Below are 16,280 nucleotides of genomic sequence, written 5' to 3'. Positions count from 1 at the left end.
CGGGCCGCAACGCGCGGAACGGCAGGCGCAGCGCTGGGTCCGCTGAACCTGCACCCGTCCGACGCCTCCGACGACTACGCTGCCGAGCGTGTCCTCGGATGATTTGACCGGTCGCAAGCTCGGCCACTACAAGATCGACGGTGTGCTCGGTCGCGGCGGGATGAGCGTGATGTACCGCGCCACCGACGTCCGGCTCGGTCGCAAGGTCGCGCTGAAGGTGATGGGGGAGCACATCACCGGCGACTCCGAGTTCCGCGAGCGCTTCGTCGACGAGGCCCGCAACACCTCGGCCATCGACCACGCCAACATCGTGCCGCTGTACGACTTCGGCGAGGTCGACGGCATGCTCTACATCGCGATGCGGCTGGTCGAGGGCACCGACCTGGCCGGGCTGATCTCCGACGGCCCGATCTCGCCGAAGCGGACCCTGGAGCTGCTGGGGCAGATCGCCGAGGCGCTGGACATGCTGCACGAGCGCGGCCTGGTGCACCTCGACCTCAAACCGGCGAACGTGCTGGTCACCTCGCGCGAATCGGTGCACGAGCACGTCTACCTCGCCGACTTCGGGCTGACCCGGCGCGGCGCCACCGGTCACCGCACGTCCTCCGGGGACTTCCTGGGCTCGCCCACCTTCGCCGCGCCCGAGCACCTGCGCGGCGAGCCGGTCGACGGCCGCACCGACCAGTACGCGCTGGCCTGCGTGCTCTTCGCCTGCCTGACCGGGCGCCCGCCGTTCGGCGGCTCGGTGCAGGAGGTCATCCAGGGCCACCTGGGCGCCGAACCGCCGACGCCGGGATCGCTGGTGCTGCTGCCGCCGCCGATCGACGACGTGCTCCGCCGGGGCATGGCCAAGCGCGCCGACCAGCGCTACGCGACCTGCCAGGACCTCGTCGCCGCCGCTCGCGCCGCGCTCGGCCCGGCGGCGGGGGAGGCCCCGGCGCCGCCGCGCATCGCCCAGCAGCCGGTGCCGCAGGCCGCCGCGCCCCAGCCGGTGCACCAGCAGCCGGTGCACGGGCAGCCTGGGCACCAGCAGCCGATGCACCAGCAGTCCGGCCCCTACCCGCAGCCCTACGCGGCCGGGTACCAGCAGCCGGTGCGGGTGCGGCCGCCGATGCCCGCCGGGTCATCGGCGTTCACCAAGACCTCGTCGGGCGGCGCGGCGAAGTGGATCGTGCCGGTCCTGGTGGTCGTGGCGCTGCTGGTGATCGTGCTGCTGTTCGTGGCGATGGCCACCTCGGACGGCGGCTCGGGCTCGACGTCCACGCCCACCTCGGGGCGGCTGCCCACCTCGGTGCCGACCGCCGGCGGGTGAGTCCCGGACGGGTCGCTTGCACTCGCCCCCTGTGAGTGCTAAACACGGTACTGGCACTCATCAGGGTTGAGTGCCAGGTCGGGACGGTGAGGTCGTTCCGGTGGCGCCACATGACGGTGCCGCCGCGCGATCGTCCGTCGCGGGCACCGAGCCTGGCCGAGCAGAGTCCTGCCGTCGTGCACGCACCAGTGTGCACCGACGGCGTCCTGATAGGTGGAGGACCACACCGCAATGGCCAAGATGATCGCGTTCGACGAGGACGCCCGCCGCGGTCTTGAGCGCGGCATGAACACCCTCGCCGACGCCGTCAAGGTGACGCTCGGCCCCAAGGGCCGGAATGTCGTGCTCGAGAAGAAGTGGGGCGCGCCGACCATCACCAACGACGGCGTCTCGATCGCCAAGGAGATCGAGCTCGAGGACCCGTGGGAGAAGATCGGGGCCGAGCTGGTCAAGGAGGTCGCGAAGAAGACCGACGACGTCGCGGGTGACGGCACCACCACCGCCACCGTGCTCGCCCAGGCCCTGGTTCGCGAGGGTCTGCGCAACGTCGCGGCCGGCGCCTCCCCGATCGCCCTGAAGAAGGGCATCGAGAAGGCCACCGAGGCGATCGCCGAGCAGCTGCTCAAGAACGCCAAGGAGATCGAGACCAAGGACCAGATCGCCGCCACCGCCGCGATCTCCGCCGGCGACCGCCAGATCGGCGAGCTCATCGCCGAGGCGATGGACAAGGTCGGCAAGGAAGGCGTCATCACCGTCGAGGAGAGCAACACCTTCGGGCTCGAACTCGAGCTCACCGAGGGCATGCGCTTCGACAAGGGCCTCATCTCGATGTACTTCGTGACCGACACGGAGCGCATGGAGGCCGTCCTCGACGACCCGTACATCCTGCTGCTGAGCAGCAAGATCTCCAACGTCAAGGACCTCCTCCCGCTGCTGGAGAAGGTCATGCAGGCCAACAAGCCGCTGCTGATCATCGCCGAGGACGTCGAGGGCGAGGCCCTGTCGACCCTGGTGGTCAACAAGATCCGCGGCACCTTCAAGTCCGTCGCCGTCAAGGCCCCGGGCTTCGGCGACCGCCGCAAGGCGATGCTGCAGGACATGGCCATCCTCACCGGTGGTCAGGTCATCAGCGAAGAGGTCGGCCTCAAGCTGGACACCGCTGACTTGAGCCTGCTGGGCCAGGCCCGCAAGGTCGTGGTGACCAAGGACGAGACCACCATCGTCGAGGGTGCGGGCGACGACGAGCAGATCGCCGGCCGGGTCAACGAGATCCGCGCCGAGATCGAGCGCTCGGACTCCGACTACGACCGCGAGAAGCTGCAGGAGCGCCTGGCCAAGCTGGCCGGTGGCGTCGCCGTCATCAAGGCGGGTGCGGCCACCGAGGTCGAGCTCAAGGAGCGCAAGCACCGCATCGAGGACGCGGTCCGCAACGCGAAGGCCGCCGTCGAGGAGGGCATCGTCGCCGGTGGTGGCGTGGCCCTGCTGCAGGCCGCGCAGACCGCGTTCGACGGTCTCAAGCTCGAGGGCGACGAGGCCACCGGCGCCAACAGCGTCAAGCTGGCCGTCGAGGCCCCGCTCAAGCAGATCGCGGTCAACGCCGGTCTCGAGGGCGGCGTCGTCGCGGAGAAGGTCAAGAACCTGACCTCGGGTCACGGCCTCAACGCCGCGACCGGCGAGTACGAGGACCTGGTTCAGGCCGGCGTCATCGACCCGGCCAAGGTCACCCGCTCGGCGCTGCAGAACGCCGCGTCGATCGCCGCGCTGTTCCTGACCACCGAAGCCGTGGTCGCGGACAAGCCGGAGAAGGGCGGGGACGCGGCCGCGGCCGCCGACCCGACCGGCGGCATGGGTGGCATGGGCTTCTGAGCCCGACCCGCAGCTGACGAGGGCCGTCCCCACCAGGGGGCGGCCCTTCGTCTTTGCGTCAGGCGGGTAGGTGACCCGTTCGGGGCACACCCGGGTGTGTTGGACTGGGGCGTCGACGTTGGATGGGATGGGGAGCTCGATGCGCGGTTTTGCCAGGTCGTTCGCGGTGTGCGCAGCCGGGGTGATGGCTCTGGCGGGGTGCACGAACTCCGCGCCACCCGAGCAGCCCGCGCCGCAGAGCTCCGACGCGCTGCCCGGTCAGGGTCTGCCGTCGGTCGTGCCGCAGCCCGAGGGCATCGACCGGATCGGTGACGACGTCGCGGTCCGCGGCAAGGTCGAGATCGTGGTGGACCCGCTGGTCGACAAGCCGACCCAGGACCTCGCCAAGCAGGTCTTCGAGCTCGCCGGCGCCGACGACGTCGTGATCCGCGAGCCGGGCCAACCCGCCGACGACGCCGCGCTTCGGGTGCGGATCGGTGAGCGCACCGCGCCGACCGTGGTCAAGGGGCTGCAGGAAGCCGGGATGGGCGCCCCGGTGCCGATGGCGAACGAGGGCTACGTGCTGGCGGTGCGCCCGGACGTCGACGCCGAGGTGTTCGTCGGCGCCTCCGACCCCGCCGGGGTCTACTACGGCGTGCAGACGCTGCGGCAGCTCGTCTCGCCGGGCCGCATCGCCGGGGTCGGCGTGCTGGACCGCCCGGCGATGCCGCTGCGCGGTGCGATCGAGGGCTTCTACGGCCCGCCGTGGACGCACGAGGAGCGGATGGACCAGCTGGCGTTCTACGGCGACGTCAAGCTCAACACCTACGTCTACGCGCCCAAGGACGACCCGTACCACCGGGAGAAGTGGCGCGAGCCGTACCCGGAGCGGGAGATCGGCGAGGTCCGCGAGCTGATCGGGCAGGCCCAGGCGCACCACGTGAAGTTCACCTTCGCGCTCTCGCCGGGCAACTCCATCTGCTACAGCGATCCGCGCGATTTCCAGGCGCTGCAGGCGAAGCTGCAGGCCATGTACGACGAGGGCGTCCGCGACTTCTCGCTGCCGCTGGACGACATCTCCTACACCCGCTGGAACTGCGACGGCGACGAGCGCGCCTACGGCAGCCCTTCGGAGGGCTCGGCCGGTCGCGCGCAGGCCGACCTGCTCAACCGGGTGCAGCGGGAGTTCGTCGACACCCACCAGGGCGTCGCGCCGCTCCAGTTCGTGCCGACCGAGTACTCCGACGTCGAGGACTCCGAGTACAAGACCGCGATCCGCGAGGTCCTGGACCCGCGGGTGCTGGTGATGTGGACCGGCGACGGCGTGATCCCGCGCCAGATCACCGTGTCCGACGCGCAGCAGGCCGAGCGGGTGTGGGGCCGCAAGGTCTTCCTGTGGGACAACTACCCGGTCAACGACTTCAACGGCTCGCGCGGCCGGATCATGCTGGGCTCCTACGACAAGCGCGAGCGCGGGCTCGGCGGGCAGCTGGCCGGGGACGTGGTGAACCCGATGAACCAGGCCGCGGCGAGCAAGGTCGTGGAGATGGGCGCGGCCGACTTCTCCTGGAACGACGAGGACTTCGACCCGCAGCGGTCGTGGCGGGCCGCCGCCGAGTACCTGGCGGGCAAGCGGTTCGCCGGGGAGGACCCGGGCGTGCGGGGCGATCCGGCGACGGTGGAGGCGCTGCTGGCGTTCTTCGACCTGGAGCACATGGCCCCGGTCGCGAACGGCTCGGCCTGGCTGCCGCCGGCCCCGGAGCTGTCCCGTCGTCTCGACGCGTTCCGCGCGGGGTGGTCCGGCGGTGACCGGCGCGCGGCGGTCCGCGACCTGCGGGCCTACGCCGAGGTCATCGCCGCGGCTCCGGAGCGCATCCGGGCCGGGGCGCCGAGGGACTTCGTCGCCGACACCGACCACTGGCTGGCGGCCACCGACCAGTGGGGTCAGGCGCTGCTCGCCACGGCCGACGGGCTCCAGGCCCGCGCCTCGGGCGACGAGGCGATGGCCAAGGCCCGCTTCGACGAGGCCCGCTGGGCCGTCGACGCGGCCCAGCGCATCCGCACCACGACCGCCGAGGTCCGCCCCGCGGGCCAGGTCCTCGTGGCCGACGGTGTGCTCGACACCTTCATCGCCCAGGCCCCCGGTCTGCGGTGACTCGGCAGGGGACAGTTTTTCCTCGAATCACCCATGATCAATGTCCGAAATGTCCGGACAGTTTTCACTAAAACTGTCCCCTGCCCACATCCGCGCGGAAGATGTCGACGAGGTCGGTCTCAGACGCCTCCCACCGGTCGTAGAGCGCGTCGCGGCCGAAGCGGGCGACCAGCTGCGACTCCGACCGGGTGATCGGGATGAGCGTGATCAGCTGCAGCACCGGCTCCCCGTCGTCGAGCAGCACGTCGAACTCGTCCCCGAGGTAGGGGTGCGGCGCGGCCAGGGCGCCCGCGATGTCGGTGTCGGGCAGCAGCACCCGGTCGTTCATGATCAGCGCGCCGTAGCCCACCCGCGCCTGCGACTCGGTGAGCAGCTCGGCGATCACGCCCACCAGGTGCTTGGCGTAGACCTCCTGGTCGCGGTGCAGCGTGCACAGCAGCTCCTGCGGCAGCGGCGCGCCTGCCGTGTGCTCGCGGAGTCCGCTGGTCAGCACGGTTACGTGGGCGTCGTCGGCGTGATCGCAGTAGACGAGGTTGTAGGCCCGCTCGCGACCTCCGGCGCTGCGGCTGTCCGCGCCGCGCACCCGCCCGACGTGCTTCTCCACGTGCGCCGGGAACCCCTGGAACCTGCTCATGCACCCACCTCGTGATCGTGACCGACGCGCATCCTATGGGGTGATGCCGTGCGGTCGAATAGGCTCGGGGGGTGGCTGACGCTCTCGAGATGACATCACCGGCCGAGGTCGCGGCGGCGCTGGACGAAACCGGTTACCTGCCCGACGACGGGATCGCGACCGCGGCCTTCCTGGCGATCCGGATGCGGCGCCCGCTGCTCACCGAAGGCGAACCGGGCACCGGCAAGACCGCGCTCGCCCAGGCCCTGTCGGCGGCGCTCGGGGTGGACCTGATCCGCCTGCAGTGCCACGAGGGCATCGACGCCGCCCAGGCGCTCTACGACTGGGACTTCCCCCGGCAGCTGCTGCACCTGCGCACCCTGGAGGCGGCCTCCGGCGGTGAGCTGGACGCCGACGCCGCCGAATCCTCCCTCTACACGCCGCGATTCCTGCTGGCCAGGCCGCTGCTGCGGGCTCTGCAGGAAGCGCCGTGCGTGCTGCTGGTCGACGAGATCGACCGCGCCGACGACGAGTTCGAGGCGTTCCTGCTGGAGGTGCTCTCGGAGTACGCGGTGAGCATCCCGGAGTACGGCGAGGTGCGCGCCGCCGAGCCGCCGATCGTCATCCTCACCTCCAACCGCACCCGCGAGGTCCACGACGCCCTCAAGCGCCGCTGCCTCTACCACTGGCTGGAGCACCCGGGCCTGGAGCGCGAGGTCGCGATCCTGCGCCGGCGCCTCCCCGGCGTCGACGTCCGCCTCGCCGAGCAGGTCGCCGGTGCCCTCCAGCGGATGCGCCAGATGGAGCTCCTCAAACCCCCGGGCGTGGCCGAGGCCCTCGACTGGACCCAAGCCCTCCAAGCTCTCGGCGCGGGCTCCCTGGACACGGAAACCGCCGCCACCACCCTCGGCGCGGTCCTCAAGTACCGGGAAGACGCGGACCGAGTCCGCTCAGCAGGAGTCCTCACCGCCCCCTGAGCCCGAGTCCGCTGCCGCCCACCTCGGGGTGACCGGATTACGGCGGTATTCGGGACCCCGATTACGGCGGTATTCCGTGGGCGGATTACGGCGGTAATCGTGAAACCCCAGGTGAGCAGAGGAGGAGGTGCGTGGTGGAGACCGTGACCGGGTTGGTGGGGTTCGCCCGGGCTCTGCGGCACTCGGGGATGGCCGTGGGGCCGAACCGGGTGCAGAGCTTCCTGGACGCCGTGGAGCAGGTGGGGGTGACCGACCGGGACGGGGTGTACTGGGCCGGGCGGTTGACCCTGTGCTCCGAGCCCGACGACGTCGCGCGGTACGACTCGGCGTTCGCGACGTGGTTCAGCGGTGAGCCGATGCCCGTGGAGCAGCCGGGGCAGCCGGTGGTCCGGCAGGCCAAGATCGCGGCGCTGACGGCTGAGGGCGCCGACGGCGAGGGGGAGGGCGAGAACCCCCTGGCCGCAGCGGCCAGCGACGCCGAGGTGCTGCGCAACCGGGACGTCACCGAGCTCAGCGCCGCCGAGCGCGAGCACCTCCGCCGGATGCTGGCGATGCTGCGGCCCGAGCCCCCGACGCGCCCGGCGCTGCGCCGCGAGCCGGGCAAGCGCGGGGCGTTGAGCCCGAGGGCGACGCTGCGGGCGATGCTGCGCTCCGGTGGGGAGCCGGTGCGCCTGCCCCGCCAGCACCGCTCGCGCCGGGCGCGCCGGGTGGTGCTGCTCATCGACGTCTCGGGCTCGATGAGCCCCTACTCGGACGCGCTGCTGCGCTTCGCCCACGTCGTGGTGCGCCGGGCCCCGGCGAGCACCGAGGTCTTCACGCTCGGGACCCGGATGACCCGGGTGAGCAGGCAGTTGCGCCAGCGCGACGCGGAGTCGGCGCTGCAGGCGGCGTCCCGAGCGGTCCCCGACTTCTCCGGGGGCACACGACTGGGTGACACTCTCCGGGTGTTCCTGGACAGGTGGGGTCAGCGCGGCATGGCGCGCGGCTCCGTGGTGGTGCTCTTCTCCGACGGGTGGGAGCGCGGCGACGCGTCCGACCTGGCCGAGCAGATGCGCAGGCTGCACCGCCTGGCCCGGGGCGTGATCTGGGCGAACCCGCACGCCGGGCACGACGGATATCAACCCGTGCAATCCGGAATTGTGGCGGCACTCCCGCACGTTGACCGAATGGTGGCCGGTCACAGCCTGCGGTCGCTGGAAGACATCTGGTCATGGGTTCGCAGACTTTCCCAGTCCGGGGAGCAGATCCCCGGCGTACCGGTCGGTTTCGCCTGACGCCGGTCCGGGTGGATGCTTGAAGGGGCCGGTGAGGCCCGTGGAGGTGTGCTGTGCGTGACGTGTTGGACGACTTGACCAAGCGCTGGGAGGCCGGCGAGTCCGTCGGGCTGGGCACCGTGGTGGCCACCTTCCGCTCCGCGCCCCGCCCTGCGGGCGCCTCGATGCTCGTCACCCAGGAGGGTGAAGCTGTCGGCAGCGTGTCCGGCGGATGCGTGGAGGGCGCCGTCTACGAGGAGGGCTCCACCGTCCTGCAGGGCTCGGATCCGGTGCTGCGCCGCTACGGCGTCAGCGACGACGACGCCTTCGCGGTGGGCCTGACCTGCGGCGGCATCCTCGACGTCTTCGTCGAGCGGATCGACCGCGAGACCTTCCCCGACCTCGACGAGGTCGCCGCCTCGGTGCGCGCGGAGGAGCCGGTCGCGGTGGCCACCGTCATCGAGCACCCGGAGCGGGCCCAGGTCGGCACCCACCTGCTGATCTGGCGGGACCGGGTGCGCGGCACGCTCGGCTCCAGCCGGGTCGACGACGCCGTCGTCGACGACGTGCGCGGCATGCTCGCCAGCGGCCGCAGCGGCGTCATCGAGTACGGCCCGGAGGGGCAGCGCCGCGGCGAGGGCATGCGGGTGTTCGTCAACTCCTTCGAGCCGCCGCCGCGGATGCTGGTCTTCGGCGCGATCGACTTCGCCGCCGCGATGGCCCGGATGGGCGGTTTCCTCGGCTACCGGGTCACGGTGTGCGACGCCCGCCCGGTGTTCGCCACCAACAGCCGCTTCCCGGGCGTGGACGACGTGGTCGTCGACTGGCCGCACCGCTACCTCGCCGGCCAGGCCGAGGAGGGACGGCTCGACGAGCGCACCGCCGTCATGGTGCTCACCCACGACCCCAAGTTCGACGTGCCGGTGCTCCAGGAAGCGCTGCGCCAGAACGTCGGCTACATCGGTGCGATGGGCTCGCGCCGCACCCACGAGGACCGCATGCAGCGGCTCCGCGAGGAGGGCGTCACCGAGGAGGAGCTGGCCCGCGTGTCCTCGCCGATCGGCCTCGACCTGGGCGCCAGGACGCCCGAGGAGACGGCGGTGTCCATCGCCGCCGAGCTGATCGCGCTGCGCTGGGGCGGCCGCGGTGTGAGGCTTTCGGACGTGGAGGGTCCGATCCACCACCACGACTGAGAGCAGTGGCCCCTCGCCGGGTGCTCTTGCTCTCGCCGGGACGGAGTAGGACCCTCTAGCCGAGTGACATCCGTCACTCGGCGGATAGTCGCGTTCCCGAACGCTCGCGCTCCTGGCGAGGAGGCCGCTCCATGTCCCGCATCACCGTCAACGTAGACGGCACCGAGTACACCGACGAAGTGGAACCCAGAACGCTGCTCGTGCAGTACCTGCGCGAGCGGCTCGGCAAGACCGGCACCGTCATCGGTTGCGACACCAGCAACTGCGGCGCCTGCACCGTTCACATGGACGGGCACAGCGTCAAGTCGTGTTCCGTCCTGGCCGTGCAGGCCGACGGCACCGACGTCACCACCATCGAAGGGCTGTCCCAGGACGGCAAGCTGCACCCGCTGCAGGAGGCCTTCCACGACAACCACGCGCTGCAGTGCGGCTACTGCACGCCCGGGATGATCATGCAGGCCTTGGACCTGCTGGCGGAGGAGCCCGAACCCGACGAGCAGGCCGTGCGCGAGGGCATGGAGGGCAACCTCTGCCGCTGCACCGGCTACCAGAACATCGTCCGAGCGGTGCGCGACGCCGCCCAGCGCATGGAACCCGGCGCCGGGCCCGCGGCCGAGCACACCGACGACACGCCCATGCAGCGCAGGCCCGCCGACGAGCGGACCGGTGCCGAGGCAACGGGAGGTCGCCAGTCATGACCGCTGTGGCAGAGCCGGAACTCGGTCGTTCCCGCAAGCGCAAGGAGGACGCGCGGCTGATCACCGGCCGCACGCGCTGGACCGACAACCTCGCGCCCAGCGGGACCCTGCACCTGGCGATCCTGCGCTCGCCGATGGCGCACGCCAAGATCACCGCGATCGACACCGAGGCCGCCAAGAAGTCCCCGGGCGTCGTCGCCGTCGTCACCGGCCGCGACATCGCCGACGTCCAGGGCAGCCTGCCCTGCGCGTGGCCGATCACCGAGGACATGAAGGCCCCGCAGGCACCGCCGATGGCCGTCGACGAGGTGCGCTTCGCCGGTGAGGCGGTGGCGATGGTCGCCGCCCGCTCCGCCGCCGAGGCCCGCGACGCGATGGACGCCATCGACGTCGACTACGAGGACCTGCCGGTCGTGCTGGACATGCCCTCCGCGATCGCGCCGGGATCACCGCTGGTCCACGAGGACCTGGGCACCAACACCAACGCCGTGTGGACCTTCGACTCGGTCGAGGCCGGCACCGGCGGCGACGTCGAGCAGGCGCTGGCGAGCGCGGAGGTGCGCGTCGAGCGGACCTTCCGGCAGCAGCGGCTGATCCCGGCGTTCATGGAGCCGCGCTCGGTCGTCGTCGACCCGACCGGTGAGCAGATCACCGTCTGGTCGGCCACCCAGGTCCCGCACATCCTGCGCGTCATGCTCGCCATGACGCTGGGCGTGCCGGAGAGCAAGATCCGCGTCATCGCCCCCGACGTCGGCGGCGGATTCGGCGGGAAGCTGCAGGTCACGCCGGAGGAGGTGCTCGCGTTCCTGATGGCCCAGCGGCTCGGCCGCCCGGTCAAGTGGACCGAGACCCGCTCCGAGTCGATGGTCTCGGCGCACCACGGCCGCGACCAGATCCAGAAGCTGTCGATGGCGGCCACCCGCGACGGCCGGATCACCGGGCTCAAGGTCGAACTACTCGCCGACATGGGCGCCTACCTGCGCCTGGTCACCCCGGGCGTGCCGATCCTGGGCGCGCTGATGTTCAACTCGATCTACAAGATCCCGGCGTACCACTTCAGCTGCACCAACGTGTTCACCAACAAGACGCCGACCGACGCCTACCGCGGCGCCGGACGTCCGGAGGCCACCTTCGGCATCGAGCGGATGATGGACGAGCTGGCCGCCGAGCTGGGCATGGAACCGCTGGAGGTGCGGCGCAAGAACTGGATCGCCCACGAGGAGTTCCCGTACGACACCGTCGCGGGCCTCACCTACGACTCGGGCAACTACGAGGCCGCGACCGACAAGGCGATGGAGCTGTTCGGCTACACCTCGCTGCGCGAGGAGCAGGAGCGCCGCCGCCGCGACAACGACCCGGTCCAGCTGGGCATCGGCGTCTCCACGTTCACCGAGATGTGCGGCCTGGCGCCCTCGCGGGTGCTCGGCTCGCTGTCCTACGGCGCGGGCGGCTGGGAGCACGCGTCGATCCGGATGCTGCCCACCGGCAAGGTCGAGGTCGTCACCGGCGCCACCCCGCACGGCCAGGGGCACGAGACGGCGTGGAGCCAGATCGTGGCCGACCGGCTCGGCGTGCCGTTCGAGGACGTCGAGGTGCTACACGGCGACACCCAGGTCTCGCCGCGCGGCATGGACACCTACGGGTCCCGGTCGCTGGTCGTGGGCGGCATGGCCGTCGTCGCGGCCGCCGACAAGGTCATCGACAAGGCCAAGCCGATCGCCGCGCACATGCTCGAATGCGCCGAGGAAGACGTCGAGTTCGCCGCGGGCAAGTTCGGCGTGCGCGGCACCGACCGGGGCGTGGGGATGGCCGAGGTGGCGCTCGCGGTGTTCGCCGCGCACGACCTGCCCGACGGGGTGGAGCCCAACCTCGACTCCGACGCCACGTTCGACCCGGAGAACTTCTCCTTCCCGCACGGCACCCACCTCTGCGCCACCGAGGTGGACACCGAGACCGGGCAGGTCAAGATCCGCAAGTACGTGTGCGTGGACGACATCGGCGCGGTGGTCAACCCGCTGATCGTGGAGGGCCAGGTGCACGGCGGTCTCGCCCAGGGCATCGCGCAGGCGCTCTACGAGGAGGCCGTCCACGACGAGACCGGCACGCTCACCACGGGCACCCTGGCCGACTACCTGGTGCCCTCGGCCGCCGACCTGCCGGAGTTCGTCACCGACCGCACCGAGACCCGCGCGACCTCGAACGCCCTGGGCGTCAAGGGAGTCGGGGAGGCGGGCACGATCGCCTCGACCCCGGCGGTGGTCAACGCGATCGTCGACGCGCTGCGCCCGATGGGCGTCAACGACGTCGAGATGCCCTGCTCGCCGCAGCGCGTGTGGCGGGCGATGACCGGCGCTCGCGCGTCCGGGAAGACCGCGCCCGAGGCGGGCGGCGGACTCGGCTCGATGAACCCCGGAGGTGTCCAGTGATCCCGGCACAGTTCGAATACACCGCGCCCTCCACCGTCGAGGAGGCGGTGGCCGCGCTCGCCGCTGCGGGCGAGGACGCCAAGGTGCTCGGCGGCGGGCAGAGCCTGCTGCCCGTGCTGCGGATGCGGATGGCCGATCCCGGCACGATCGTCGACGTCGGCCGCATCCCGGAGATGCGGGGCGTCCGCGAGGACGGCGACCGGCTCGTCATCGGGGCGATGACCACCCACTACGAGGTGCAGCGCGACCCGCTGATCCAGCAGCACGCCGAGCTGATCGCGCTGGCCACCCGCACCGTCGCCGACCCCCAGGTGCGCCACCGGGGCACTTTCGGCGGCTCGCTGGCGCACGCCGACCCGGCCGGTGACCTGCCGGCCCCGGCGCTGGCGCTGGACTGCGAGATGGTCATCGCCGGGCCCACCGGCCGCCGGACCGTCCCGGCGTCGGAGTTCTTCGTCGACTACTTCACGACCGCGCTCGAACCGACGGAACTGCTGGTCGAGGTGCGGATGCCGAAGTGGACCGGCTGGAACGCCCACTACGAGAAGTTCAACCGGGTCGCCCAGGCGTGGTCGATCGTCGGCGTCGCCGCCGCGGTGCGGGTCTCCGGCGGTGCGATCGCCGAGGCGCGCATCGCGCTGACCAACATGGGCGCCACCCCCATCCGGGCGATGGGCGTGGAGCAGGCGCTGGTCGGCAAGCAGGCGACCTCCGACGCCATCCGCGAGGCGGCCCGGCACGCCACCGAAGGCACCAGCGCGGCAGGCGATTCCAGCGCCGACGCCGATTACCGGGAGCACCTCGCCGAGGTGCTGACCGGTCGCGCCGTGCTCGCGGCGGCGGGCGGCTGATCACGATCGATCGATGCGGGCCTGGCGGCGGTTGCGAGGAATCGTCGCCAGGCCCCGATCCTTCTCGTGGACGGGGTGGTCCGACTCGCTGGGCCGAACGGGCTACCGGCACGCCGTCCGGCCTGGGAGGCTGGTGGGCGGACTGCGTTATAGCTTCAGACTCAACGACGGCTCTGCGCCTGAGCCGAGCACGGCCAATCAGGAGGACCTTCCAGTGGAGATGCAGCACACGTTCAGCGTTCCGGTGCCGATCGATGCGGCGTGGAAGGCGATGACCGACCCCGAGGCGGTCGCTCCGTGCATGCCCGGCGCCACGCTGACCAAGGCCGAGGGGAACGAGTTCGCCGGATCGGTGAAGGTCAAGCTCGGCCCGGTCACCCTGCTGTACAAGGGAACCGGCGTCTTCAAGGACGTCGACGAGAAGAACCGCCGCCTGGTCATCGACGCCAGCGGCAAGGACTCGCGCGGCGCGGGCACGGCGGCCGCGACGGTCGTGGTGAACCTGACCGAGCAGGACGGGACCACCCACGGCACCGTCGACACCGACCTCAAGGTCACCGGCAAGCCCGCCCAGCTGGGCCGGGGCCTGATCTCCGAGGTCGGCGGCAAGATCCTGAACCAGTTCGCCGACAACCTCGCCAAGAAGCTGGAGTCGGAGCGCGAGGCCCCGGCGTCCCAGGAGTCGGCTGCCGCGGAGCCGAAGAGCACCGAGACCTCCAGCGGTTCCAGCGGGAACGGCACCGCCGCCGCTGCGGGTGCGGCCGCCGCCGGTGCCGCGGTGGGGTCGACCTCGGCGCGCAAGGACACCAGCTGGCGGGTCACCCCGGCCGATTCGAGCGCGGCCTCGGCGTCCGAGCCCGCCGCCAACGACGAGGCCATCGACCTGCTGGGCACCGCCGGAGCGCCGGTCCTCAAGCGGGTGGCCCCGGCCGCGATCGGCCTGCTCGTCGCCTTCATCGTCCTGCGCCGCTTCAAGAAGCGCCGCGCCCGCAAGCGCGCGGCTTGATCCTGAAACTGGTTCGTGGTCAACCTGCGTGGCGGTGCGGGTGCGGAACCTGAGCGCCTTCGTGGACTCCGTGCGCCGCTCCTTGAGCATTCGAATACGCGGCGTCCCGGCGTGCTCGCCACGAAGGCGCTCAGAACCCGCGCCGGTGCCAGTTGCCGGGGTGGTGGAAGAGAACGCGGCTCCGCCGCATGCCTCAACGGCCCCCTAGGCCCCCAGGAGGGTTCCGACCCGGCCGAGGCGGTCGAGCCACCAGCGCTGCACGTCGGCGGGCGGGGTGGCGGCCGCGACCAGCGCCGGGTCGGGCTCCGGGGGCGCCGTGGGCACCGACATCGAGCCCTGCTCGGGCAGCAGCGAGTCGGCCACGACGTCGCCGTCGAGCAGCGCCATCGTGCCCAGACCGCAGGCGAACGGCAGTTCCGGCAGGGCACCGGCCAGCGCGAGCTGGGCGGACAGGCCGACGCTGGTCTCCACCGCCGAGGACACCACGCACGGCAGCCCGCAGGCCTCCGCGACCTGCAGCGCCCGGCGGACCCCGCCCAGCGGGGTCGCCTTGATGATCGCCACGTCGGCGGCCCCGGCCACGGCCACCCGCAGCGGGTCCTCGGCCCGGCGGATGCTCTCGTCGGCGGCGATCCGCACGTCGACCTTGCGCCGCACCGCGGCCAGCTCCTCGACGCTCGGGCACGGCTGCTCGGCGTACTCCAGACCCCCGGCGGCCTTGTCGAGCTCGCGGATGCGCTCGATCGCGGTGTCGACGTCCCACGCGGCGTTCGCGTCGACCCGGATCGCCCCGTCCGGCCCGAGCGCGTCCCGCACGGCGGCGACCCGCTCCAGGTCGTCCGCGGCGGGCTGCCCCGGATCGGCGACCTTGACCTTCGCGGTCCGGCACCCCGAACCCGCCACGATCTGCTGCGCCTTCTCCGCCGACACGGCGGGAACGGTGCAGTTCACGGGAATCCGCTCCCGCACCGGCTCGGGCCAGCGCTCGTGGCACGCCTCCAGCGCGGCCCGCAACCACGGCACGGCCCCGGCGTCGTCGTAGTCCTCGAACGGGCAGAACTCACCCCACCCGGCGGGGCCCGACATCAGCACCCCGCGCCGCACGGTGATCCCGCGGAAGCGGTTCCGCATCGGCAACGCGTACACCCGGACCGCATCCAACGCCGCAGGATCGAAGCTCGCCATACCCCAATCCTTTCAGCCCGCACCGCCACCCGCGCCCCCGAGGGCACGCGATTTCAATGGAAGTCGGGGATCTGATTTCCATGGAAATCGGGAACCCGACTTCCATTGAAATCGCGACGACGTGAGGACGTCGGGTCGTTGGTCGGGTGCGGGGTCAGGCGATGCTGGGGCGGCCGAGGTCGAAGACGTCCACCTCGAAGCGGGCCCACTGCTGGCGGAGGGCTGTCACACCGTGGTCGAGGATGTAGTTGAGCTCGCCCAGGGTGACCGGGAGCAGCGTGAAGACCTGGAGCTGCTCGTTGCCCTCGGGGTCGGTGAAGCGGGTGAACTCCGAGGGGAAGATCGGGTGGCCGCTGGCGAGGACGCCGTGGAACTCCGTGCCCGGGAGCAGCGGTTTCTCGTTCGGGACGATCTGGTCCGGCACCAGGAAGGTGCGCTGCTGCACCAGCAGCTCCGAGGTGAGGTCCACGAGGTGGCGGGCGGCTTCGGCCTGCTCCTTGTAGACCGTGCAGGCCAGCTCCTGCGCCGGTTCGGCGCCCAGCGGCTGGAACCGCAGGCCGCTGCTGATCACCGTCGTCAGATGGAGCTCCTCGAGGAAGAAGAACACCAGACCGTAGCCGCGGTTGCTGCCGTGCACGTTCGGCGGCTCGGCGCCGGTGGGCGTGCCGGCGTAGCGTTCCAGGTTCTCCGCGAGTCCGACGAAGCGGTGCGCACCGCCCATCGCCGGTCGTTCGTGCTCGGTTTCCATCCGATCTCCAGTGTCTTG

The 16,280-nt window shown here is 71.5% G+C and carries 13 protein-coding genes; 10 read left to right on the top strand and 3 right to left on the bottom strand.

Features of this window, described 5'->3' with window-relative positions:
- The first annotated feature begins 79 nt into the window (after positions 1-79).
- The 3 genes from QFW96_RS18700 to QFW96_RS18690 all read left to right on the top strand — a co-directional run bounded on the left by QFW96_RS18700 (position 80) and on the right by QFW96_RS18690 (position 5,312).
- Positions 80-1,312, top strand: a complete 1,233-nt coding sequence (locus QFW96_RS18700; RefSeq protein WP_425524770.1) for a serine/threonine-protein kinase — start codon at positions 80-82, stop codon at positions 1,310-1,312.
- A gap of 231 nt (positions 1,313-1,543) precedes the next feature.
- The gene (groL, locus tag QFW96_RS18695) at positions 1,544-3,178 is read left to right on the top strand and encodes a chaperonin GroEL (protein ID WP_132623251.1); all 1,635 of its coding nucleotides are present in this window, start codon (positions 1,544-1,546) and stop codon (positions 3,176-3,178) included.
- A 139-nt stretch (positions 3,179-3,317) separates the two neighbouring features.
- Positions 3,318-5,312 (top strand): glycoside hydrolase family 84 protein, encoded by a 1,995-nt coding sequence (locus QFW96_RS18690; RefSeq protein WP_281456981.1) that lies wholly within the window; start codon positions 3,318-3,320, stop codon positions 5,310-5,312.
- A 67-nt stretch (positions 5,313-5,379) separates the two neighbouring features.
- On the opposite strand, the gene QFW96_RS18685 is transcribed toward QFW96_RS18690, so the two are convergent.
- Positions 5,380-5,946: a suppressor of fused domain protein gene (locus QFW96_RS18685; protein ID WP_281456980.1), complete on the bottom strand. Its 567-nt coding sequence runs from the start codon at positions 5,944-5,946 to the stop codon at positions 5,380-5,382.
- 89 nt (positions 5,947-6,035) lie between these two features.
- Between QFW96_RS18685 and QFW96_RS18680 the strand changes: the two genes are divergently transcribed.
- From QFW96_RS18680 to QFW96_RS18650, 7 genes are all read left to right on the top strand, one after another.
- Positions 6,036-6,902 carry an AAA family ATPase gene (locus QFW96_RS18680; RefSeq protein ID WP_281457076.1) on the top strand — a complete coding sequence of 289 codons (867 nt, stop codon included), beginning with the start codon at positions 6,036-6,038 and terminating at the stop codon, positions 6,900-6,902.
- 131 nt (positions 6,903-7,033) lie between these two features.
- Positions 7,034-8,176 carry a vWA domain-containing protein gene (locus tag QFW96_RS18675; protein ID WP_281456979.1) on the top strand — a complete coding sequence of 381 codons (1,143 nt, stop codon included), beginning with the start codon at positions 7,034-7,036 and terminating at the stop codon, positions 8,174-8,176.
- Positions 8,177-8,229: 53 nt separating this feature from the next.
- Positions 8,230-9,348: an XdhC family protein gene (locus QFW96_RS18670; RefSeq protein ID WP_281456978.1), complete on the top strand. Its 1,119-nt coding sequence runs from the start codon at positions 8,230-8,232 to the stop codon at positions 9,346-9,348.
- A gap of 131 nt (positions 9,349-9,479) precedes the next feature.
- On the top strand, positions 9,480-10,046 hold the full coding sequence (locus QFW96_RS18665) for a (2Fe-2S)-binding protein (protein ID WP_281456977.1): 567 nt from the start codon (positions 9,480-9,482) through the stop codon (positions 10,044-10,046).
- Positions 10,043-12,472 carry a xanthine dehydrogenase family protein molybdopterin-binding subunit gene (locus QFW96_RS18660; protein ID WP_281456976.1) on the top strand — a complete coding sequence of 810 codons (2,430 nt, stop codon included), beginning with the start codon at positions 10,043-10,045 and terminating at the stop codon, positions 12,470-12,472. The genes QFW96_RS18665 and QFW96_RS18660 overlap by 4 nt, the downstream gene beginning before the upstream one ends.
- A complete protein-coding gene (locus QFW96_RS18655) occupies positions 12,469-13,323 on the top strand; it encodes an FAD binding domain-containing protein (RefSeq protein ID WP_281456975.1) in 855 nt (284 codons plus the stop codon). Before QFW96_RS18660 ends, QFW96_RS18655 begins: the two co-directional genes overlap by 4 nt.
- Before the next feature lie 214 nt (positions 13,324-13,537).
- On the top strand, positions 13,538-14,329 hold the full coding sequence (locus QFW96_RS18650; protein WP_281456974.1) for an SRPBCC family protein: 792 nt from the start codon (positions 13,538-13,540) through the stop codon (positions 14,327-14,329).
- A 204-nt stretch (positions 14,330-14,533) separates the two neighbouring features.
- Here QFW96_RS18650 and QFW96_RS18645 read toward each other — a convergent pair whose 3' ends face one another.
- The gene (locus QFW96_RS18645; protein ID WP_281456973.1) at positions 14,534-15,514 is read right to left on the bottom strand and encodes an o-succinylbenzoate synthase; all 981 of its coding nucleotides are present in this window, start codon (positions 15,512-15,514) and stop codon (positions 14,534-14,536) included.
- Between the two features lie 154 nt (positions 15,515-15,668).
- Complete coding sequence (locus QFW96_RS18640) at positions 15,669-16,262, bottom strand: suppressor of fused domain protein (RefSeq protein ID WP_281456972.1); 594 nt, start codon at positions 16,260-16,262, stop codon at positions 15,669-15,671.
- Positions 16,263-16,280: the final 18 nt, after the last annotated feature.

The organism is Saccharopolyspora ipomoeae, from assembly GCF_029952525.1.
GTDB classification, from domain to species: Bacteria; Actinomycetota; Actinomycetes; order Mycobacteriales; family Pseudonocardiaceae; genus Saccharopolyspora; species Saccharopolyspora ipomoeae.
This window is presented reverse-complemented; position numbering and strand designations above follow the sequence as displayed.

What these genes read in the sequence shown, in the direction of transcription:
- groL (WP_132623251.1), top strand. Translation starts at nt 1,544, where the DNA reads ATGGCCAAGATGATCGCGTTCGACGAGGACGCCCGCCGCGGTCTTGAG.
- QFW96_RS18690 (WP_281456981.1), top strand. Translation starts at nt 3,318, where the DNA reads ATGCGCGGTTTTGCCAGGTCGTTCGCGGTGTGCGCAGCCGGGGTGATG.
- QFW96_RS18685 (WP_281456980.1), bottom strand. Translation starts at nt 5,946, where the DNA reads ATGAGCAGGTTCCAGGGGTTCCCGGCGCACGTGGAGAAGCACGTCGGG.
- QFW96_RS18680 (WP_281457076.1), top strand. Translation starts at nt 6,036, where the DNA reads ATGACATCACCGGCCGAGGTCGCGGCGGCGCTGGACGAAACCGGTTAC.
- QFW96_RS18665 (WP_281456977.1), top strand. Translation starts at nt 9,480, where the DNA reads ATGTCCCGCATCACCGTCAACGTAGACGGCACCGAGTACACCGACGAA.
- QFW96_RS18660 (WP_281456976.1), top strand. Translation starts at nt 10,043, where the DNA reads ATGACCGCTGTGGCAGAGCCGGAACTCGGTCGTTCCCGCAAGCGCAAG.
- QFW96_RS18645 (WP_281456973.1), bottom strand. Translation starts at nt 15,514, where the DNA reads ATGGCGAGCTTCGATCCTGCGGCGTTGGATGCGGTCCGGGTGTACGCG.
- QFW96_RS18640 (WP_281456972.1), bottom strand. Translation starts at nt 16,262, where the DNA reads ATGGAAACCGAGCACGAACGACCGGCGATGGGCGGTGCGCACCGCTTC.